The organism is Streptomyces sp. (assembly GCF_031178505.1).
Taxonomy (GTDB): Bacteria; Actinomycetota; Actinomycetes; order Streptomycetales; family Streptomycetaceae; genus Streptomyces; species Streptomyces gulbargensis.
On the sequence record NZ_JAPSIW010000013.1, the window covers coordinates 22,908 to 29,850 of the forward strand.

At 73.8% G+C, this 6,943-nt stretch carries 8 protein-coding genes; all 8 read right to left on the reverse strand.

Annotation, left to right across the window (positions count from 1 at the left end; genetic code table 11):
- Nucleotides 1-48: 48 nt before the first annotated feature.
- Nucleotides 49-1,491: a GuaB1 family IMP dehydrogenase-related protein gene (locus RIF68_RS02805; RefSeq protein WP_309049482.1), complete on the reverse strand. Its 1,443-nt coding sequence runs from the start codon at nucleotides 1,489-1,491 to the stop codon at nucleotides 49-51.
- Between the two features lie 65 nt (nucleotides 1,492-1,556).
- Nucleotides 1,557-1,958 (reverse strand): barstar family protein, encoded by a 402-nt coding sequence (locus RIF68_RS02810; RefSeq protein ID WP_309049483.1) that lies wholly within the window; start codon nucleotides 1,956-1,958, stop codon nucleotides 1,557-1,559.
- Entirely contained in the window at nucleotides 1,955-2,383 is a 429-nt protein-coding gene (locus RIF68_RS02815; RefSeq protein ID WP_309049484.1) for a ribonuclease domain-containing protein, read from the reverse strand. Before RIF68_RS02815 ends, RIF68_RS02810 begins: the two co-directional genes overlap by 4 nt.
- Nucleotides 2,384-2,456: 73 nt before the next feature.
- Nucleotides 2,457-3,503 (reverse strand): sugar-binding domain-containing protein, encoded by a 1,047-nt coding sequence (locus RIF68_RS02820; RefSeq protein WP_309049485.1) that lies wholly within the window; start codon nucleotides 3,501-3,503, stop codon nucleotides 2,457-2,459.
- 120 nt (nucleotides 3,504-3,623) lie between these two features.
- Nucleotides 3,624-4,307, reverse strand: a complete 684-nt coding sequence (rpe, locus tag RIF68_RS02825; RefSeq protein ID WP_309049486.1) for a ribulose-phosphate 3-epimerase — start codon at nucleotides 4,305-4,307, stop codon at nucleotides 3,624-3,626.
- 152 nt (nucleotides 4,308-4,459) lie between these two features.
- On the reverse strand, nucleotides 4,460-5,881 hold the full coding sequence (locus tag RIF68_RS02830; RefSeq protein WP_309049487.1) for a transcription antitermination factor NusB: 1,422 nt from the start codon (nucleotides 5,879-5,881) through the stop codon (nucleotides 4,460-4,462).
- Nucleotides 5,882-5,916: 35 nt separating this feature from the next.
- Nucleotides 5,917-6,273, reverse strand: a complete 357-nt coding sequence (locus tag RIF68_RS02835; protein ID WP_309049488.1) for a hypothetical protein — start codon at nucleotides 6,271-6,273, stop codon at nucleotides 5,917-5,919.
- Nucleotides 6,274-6,288: 15 nt separating this feature from the next.
- Nucleotides 6,289-6,943 (reverse strand): methionyl-tRNA formyltransferase (locus RIF68_RS02840; protein ID WP_309049489.1); only part of this gene is annotated, 655 nt, incomplete at its 5' end.

Below are 6,943 nucleotides of genomic sequence, written 5' to 3' on the forward strand. Positions count from 1 at the left end.
CTCCCGGGGGCCTTCGGCCCTCACCCGCCGGGGGAGGGCACGGCGTGACTAGCTCCAGCTGGCGTGCAGCGGCTTGCCCTCGGCGTAACCGGCGGCCGACTGGATGCCGACCACGGCCTTCTCCTCGAACTCGGCGAGGGAGGCCGCACCGGCGTAGGTGCAGGAGGAGCGGACGCCCGCGATGATCGAGTCGATCAGGTCCTCGACGCCCGGACGCTGCGGGTCGAGGAACATGCGCGACGTGGAGATGCCCTCCTCGAACAGCGCCTTGCGGGCACGGTCGTAGGCGGACTCGTCGGAGGTCCGGTTCTTGACGGCGCGGGCCGAGGCCATGCCGAAGGACTCCTTGTAGGCGCGGCCGTTGGCGTCGTGCTGGAGGTCGCCCGGGGACTCGTACGTGCCGGCGAACCAGGAGCCGATCATGACGTTGGACGCGCCGGCGGCGAGCGCCATGGCGACGTCGCGCGGGTGGCGGACCCCACCGTCGGCCCAGACGTGCTTGCCGTACTTCTTCGCCTCGGCGGCGCACTCCATGACGGCGGAGAACTGCGGGCGGCCGACACCGGTCATCATGCGGGTGGTGCACATGGCGCCCGGGCCCACACCGACCTTGATGATGTCGGCGCCGGCCTCGATGAGGTCCTTGACGCCCTCGGCGGCGACGATGTTGCCGGCGACGATCGGGACCTGCGGGTCGAGCGCCCGGACGGTCCTGATCGCGGAGATCATCGACTCCTGGTGGCCGTGCGCGGTGTCGATGACGAGCGTGTCCACGCCCGCGTCGAGGAGCTGCTTGGCCTTGCCGGCCACGTCGCCGTTGATGCCGACGGCGGCGGCGATGCGCAGCTTGCCGTTCTTGTCGACGGCGGGGCTGTAGAGCGTGGCGCGGAGGGCGCCCTTGCGGGTGAGGATGCCGACGAGCTTGCCGTCGGCGTCCACGGCCGGGGCGTAGCGGCGGTTGGCCGCGTCGAGGGTGTTGAAGGCCTCGCGCGGGTCGATGCCGGCGTCCAGGAGGAGCAGGTCCCTGGACATGACCTCGGACAGCTGGGTGAAGCGGTCCACGCCGGAGAGGTCCGCGTCGGTGACGACGCCGACCGGGCGGCGGTGCTCGTCCACGACGACACCGGCGTCGTGGGCCCGCTTGGGCAGCAGGGAGAGGGCGTCGGCGACGGTCTGGTGGGGCTCCAGGACGATCGGGGTGTCGAGCACGTGGTGACGGCTCTTGACCCAGGCGATGACGTCGGTGACGACCTCGATCGGGATGTCCTGGGGGATGACGACCAGGCCGCCGCGGCGGGCGACGGTCTCGGCCATGCGGCGGCCGGCGATGGCGGTCATGTTGGCGACGACCAGCGGGATCGTCGTACCGGTCCCGTCGGGCGAGGAGAGGTCCACGGCCTGGCGGGAACCGACGGCCGAGCGGCTCGGCACCATGAACACATCGTCGTACGTGAGGTCGTACGGCGGCTTGACGTCATTGAGGAAACGCACGTGCTGACATCCCAGTCGTTCGGATCGGCCCCTAGGCATTTCAGCCAGGGGAAAAAGCACGTAGTTCATTCTCCCACGGGAGGAGTGCGGGACGGTGCGGTCGGATCGTCCGAGGCTGGTGCGGGGGTGCCTGTCGGATCCTCCAAAGGACCGAGCGAGAGGAGGACCGCGAGGCCCCGGGCGCTCGCGCGGGCGGCGGCGGAGAAGACCTCCTGCGCGATCGTCCAGTCGTCCGGGTGGGCCTCGGCATAAGCCTGCCAGCCGGTCACCACGATCGCCATGGGTTCGCGCATGTCCGCGAGACAGTCCGCGAGGGCGTCCCAGTTGCGCCCGAACCAGACGGGGAGCGGCAGGGTGCGGACGCAGCGGTTCATGAAGGCGGTCTTGTCGGTGACGCCGTGCAGGTCCAGCAGGACGGGGCGGGACAGATCGGGGGCCCGGTGGCCCGTGCCGCGGTGCGCGGTCATGGTCCGGCCACCTCCCGGAAACTCTCGTAGTGGTCGTCGGTGTAGTACGTCTCCCCGCCCCGGCCGGTCACGATGCGCCGGGCGCCCCGGTCGCGTTCGCCGGGCGTCGGGACGGTGTACTCCCGGTAGTACCCGCCGGGTCTGCGGGGCAGCCGCCGCTCGAAGTTGGAGAACACCGCCCCGTCCCTGGCGTACGGGAAGGGGCCGCCCCGCTCGATGAGTTCCAGCGTCCGCCGCGCCTCGGGCGGCAGGTCCGCCACCCGCACGGCCGGCAGCGCGGCCCCGTCGCTCCGGCTCGCCGCCGGCGACGGACGCGGCGACGGTGCCGTGTCCCGTCCCGCCTCTCCCCCGGCGCAACCGGCGAGCAGGAGCACGACCCCCGCGAGGAGCGCGATCCCGCCCCGAACGACCTGTCGGACGACCATGGCCCGATGCTGCCACCGTGCGGGAGCCCGCGCCTCGCGGGCGGGCGGGCTCCCGCGCGGGCGGCCGTCCGGGTCAGCGGCCGTCCGGGTCCGCGCGGTCGAGGGCGGGACGGGCGCCGGGGCTGAACTCGGTGAGGAGGTAGTCCGCGGCCGAGCGGTCGGTCACCAGGCTGGTGACGAGACCGGAGCGGAGCACCGCGCCGATCGCCGCCGCCTTGCGCTGGCCACCGGCGATGGCGACGACCTCGGGGATCCGGCGCAGCCGGTCCGCCTCCACGGTGATGCACCGCTCGCCGAGGTCGCGGCCGACCCGGCGCCCCTCGGCGTCGAAGAGGTGCGCGGACATCTCGGCGGCGACGCCCAGCGACGCGTAGTGGGCGCGCTCCTCGTCGGAGAGCATGTCGTGCACGGTCGAGATGCCCGGCTCCCAGGAGCCGATGGACACACAGGCGACCGTCACCTTGTCGAAGTAGTCGAAGGCCCGCGCGATGCCGGTCTGGCTGCGCAGCGCCGCCGCCGTCGCCGGGTCGGGCAGCAGCATGGGCGCGTAGATGGGGTGGGCCTCGCCGCCGGAGACCTGCGCGGCGCGCCGCACCGCCTCGACCGAGCCGCGCTCGGCGGTTCCCGCGTCGTACACCCCGGTCAGCTGCACGACCGTGCACGGCGGCAGCCGGTCGAGCGCCGCGGCCATGTGGATGGTGGAGCGGCCCCAGGCCAGGCCGAGGACGTCGCCCTCGGCCACCAGCTCGCCGAGGAGATCGGCCGCGACCTCGCCGAGGTTCTCCGGGTCGGGCGACTCGTCGTCCTCGGCCGGGGACTCGACGACCACCGCGTGGCGGAGCCCGTAGCGGGCACGGAGCGCGTCGGAGCGCTCCGCGTCCAGCTCGGCCGGGACGCGGATCTCGATGCGGACGAGGTCGCGTTCCAGGGCGGTCTCCAGGACCCGGGCCACCTTGAAGCGGCTCACGCCGAACTCCTCGGCGATCTGGATCTTGGACTTGCCCTCGAGGTAGAAACGGCGGGCCATGGCCGCCGCCTGCACCAGCTCCGCGGGGCCCATCCGCAGGGCAGACCGTCCCGCCGACATTCCCGCCACCGCGTTCTCCTCACTGCTGTTCACGTACCGCTGTCCATGTACCGCTGTCGTTCACATCTGGACTCGCCGTTCATCCTGTCAGATCCGGCGGGCCTTGATCAGTCCTGTCGGCGGCCCGACGGACCGCGTTCATCCGCCGGAGGCTCAGTGTCCACATGCCCAGGCGGCGGAGGCCGTCGCGGCCTCGGCGCGGGCCCGCAGGGAGGCCACGGCGGCGGCCGGGTCGGCCGCGCCGTAGACGGCGGATCCCGCGACGAAGACGTCGGCGCCCGCCTCCGCGCACCGCTCGATCGTGGACTCCGCGACGCCGCCGTCGACCTGGAGCCAGAGCTCCAGTCCGTGCTTGGAGATCAGCTCACGGGTGCGGCGGATCTTGGGGAGCATGATGTCGAGGAAGGCCTGGCCGCCGAAGCCCGGCTCCACCGTCATGATCAGCAGCATGTCGAGCTCGGGGAGCAGGTCCTCGAAGGGCTCGATGGGCGTGGCCGGCTTGAGCGCCATGGAGGCGCGGGCGCCCTTGGCCCGGATCTCGCGGGCGAGCCGTACGGGCGCGGCGGCGGCCTCCACGTGGAAGGTGACCGAGCCCGCGCCGGCCTCGACGTACCGGGGCGCCCAGCGGTCGGGGTCCTCGATCATGAGGTGGCAGTCGAGGGGGGTGTCCGTCGCGCGGCTGAGGGACTCCACGATCGGCACGCCCAGCGTGAGGTTGGGCACGAAGTGGTTGTCCATCACGTCGACGTGCAGCCAGTCGGCGCCCTCGACGGCCTTCGCCTCCTCGGCGAGCCGGGCGAAGTCTGCGGACAGGATGCTGGGGTTGATCTGCGCCATGTGCCAAGCCTGCCATGTTCTTGGGCACTTCTTTGCCGCGGAACGGTTTCGGTTGCGGTCCAGACCACTTTCGGTACGAAGCGACGAGCACGGGACCGGTACAGACCGGGAGATAGCGGCCCGCGGAGCGGGGGCGCGGGCCGCGTCGCGGTTCAGGAGGTCCGGCGGATCAGCGCCAGGTACATGGCGTCCGTGCCGTGCACATGCGGCCAGAGCTGGACGTCGGGCCCGTCGCCGAGGTCCGGGACGCCGGGGAACAGCGGGCGGGCGTCGATCAGCTCGCCACCCCCGGTCCGCTTCAGGACGTCGTCCACGACCACCCGGGTCTCGGCGAGGTGGGGCGAGCAGGTCGCGTAGCCGACGACCCCGCCGACGCGCACCGCGCGCAGGGCCTCGGTGAGCAACCCGCGCTGGAGCGGCGCGAAGCCGTCCAGGTCCTCGGGGCGGCGGCGCCAGCGGGCCTCGGGGCGGCGGCGCAGGGCACCGAGGCCCGAGCAGGGCACGTCCACCAGGGCCCGGTCGAAGGAGCCGGGGCGCCAGGGCGGGCGGGTGCCGTCGGCGGCGATGACCTGGTAGGGGCCGGGGTTGCCGGCGAGGGCGCGTTCCACGAGGCGGGCGCGGTGCGGCTGCTTCTCGGAGGCGAGGAGGGCGGCGCCGCGTCCGGCGGCGAGGGCGCCGAGGAGGGCGGCCTTGCCCCCGGGGCCGGCGCAGCCGTCGAGCCAGCGGCTGTCGGGGCCTTCCAGCGGGGCGTTGGCGAGGGCGAGGGCGACGAGCTGGCTGCCCTCGTCCTGGACGCCGGCCCGGCCGTCCCGTACGGCCTCCAGGGCGCCGGGTTCGCCGCCCTCGGCGAGCCGGAGGGCGTAGGGGGACCAGCGGCCCGGCTCCGTCTCGGCGGCGGCCGCCAGCTCCTCGGTGGTGGACCGGCCGGGCCGGGCGACGAGGGTGACCTCGGGCCGCTCGTTGTCGGCGGCCAGGAGGGCCTCGATGCCGGCGCGGCCGCCGCCGAGGGCGTCCCAGAGCGCGGAGACGACCCAGCGCGGGTGGGAGTGGACGACGGCGAGGTGGTCCTCGGCGTCCTCCTCGTAGGGCGGGGCGACCTCGGCGATCCAGGCGTCGAGGTCCTGCCGGGCGATCTTCCGCAGGACGGCGTTGACGAACTTCGCCCGCCCGTCGCCGAGGACCACCCGGGCCAGCTCGACGCTGGCGGAGACGGCGGCGTGGGTGGGGATCCGGGTGCCGAGGAGCTGGTGCGCGCCGAGCGAGAGGACGTCGAGGACCGGCGGGTCGACCTCGCGCAGCGGCCGGTCGACGCAGGCGGAGATGATCGCGTCGTACGTGCCCTGCCGGCGCAGCGTGCCGTAGACCAGCTCGGTGGCGAGCGCCGCGTCCCGGGCCTCGAAGCCGTCCTTCTCGCGGGCCTTGCGCAGCAGCGGCGGCAGCACCAGGTTGGCGTAGGCGTCGCGCTCGTCCACCGCCCTGAGCACCTCGAAGGCGAGCATCCGGACGGGGTCCTTCTTGGGCCGCCGGTGGGGCCTGGGGGTCTGGGGGGTGCGGCGACGTGCCTGCTCGCTCAAAGGTGCTCCGCGTGACGAAAGGGGGCCGAACCCTCTCAGGGTACGTCCGCGCTCCCCCGCCGGGAAAAACGCCCCTGCCGGATCGCCCAGTCCTCGGCGGCGATCAGGCAGGAGACGGGCACCGTGCCGCCGCCGTCCGCCTCGAAGGCGACGAGGACGGGCGGCTCCTCGCCGAGGAACCGGGTGACCTCCGCGCGCTCCTCGGGGGTGGGCTCGCGGAACGCGGGGTCCGTGAAGTCCGTCGGGCACCGGACGTAGCGCGTGTCCGTGAAGACCACTTCGAGCCCGTGGTGGTACGTGAGGTCGTGGCCCGCGGCGAGCGTCAGCCGGCTGCCGTCGAAGCCGAGGACCGCCCAGTCCCACCAGGACCCGTCGGGGAGCGGGAGCAGCACCGCGGGCGCTCCGCCCTACGCCCCCACGCGCTCCCCCGGCGCGATCCGCACGCCGCGCGCCCAGTCCGCCGCCTTCATCGGCTTCTTGCCCTGGGGCTGCACCCACAGCAGCTCGACGGCGTACGAGCCGGTGCCGGCGTACACGTTGTTCTTGCCTGCGGCGAGTTCACCGGGGGCGAGGTCCGTGCGGTCCGGGAGGGGGGCCACCTGGATCAGCTTGAGGCGCTCGCCGCGGAAGACGGTCCAGGCGCCGGGGGCCGGGGTGCAGCCGCGGACCACCCGGTCCACCCGCAGGGCGGGAGCGGTGAAGTCGACGTGGGCGTCCTCGACCTGGATCTTCGGGGCGAGGGTGACGCCCTCGGCGGGCTGCGGCACGGGCTTGAGCGTGCCGTCCTCGATGCCGTCCATCGTGGCCGCCAGCAGGCCCGCGCCGGCGAAGGCGAGGCGGGTGAGCAGGTCGCCGCTGGTGTCGGTGGGCCGGATCTCCTCGGTGACGACGCCGTAGACGGGGCCGGAGTCGAGCCCCTCCTCGATCTGGAAGGTGGACGCCCCGGTCACCTCGTCCCCGGCCATGAGCGAGTGCTGCACGGGCGCCGCCCCGCGCCAGGCGGGCAGCAGCGAGAAGTGCAGGTTGACCCAGCCTTGCGCGGGGATGTCCAGGGCGGTCCTG

Excerpts from the sequence above, each read along its gene's own strand:
- RIF68_RS02810 (WP_309049483.1), bottom strand. The coding sequence starts at position 1,958 with ATGACCGCGCACCGCGGCACGGGCCACCGGGCCCCCGATCTGTCCCGC.
- RIF68_RS02815 (WP_309049484.1), bottom strand. The coding sequence starts at position 2,383 with ATGGTCGTCCGACAGGTCGTTCGGGGCGGGATCGCGCTCCTCGCGGGG.
- rpe (WP_309049486.1), bottom strand. The coding sequence starts at position 4,307 with ATGGCGCAGATCAACCCCAGCATCCTGTCCGCAGACTTCGCCCGGCTC.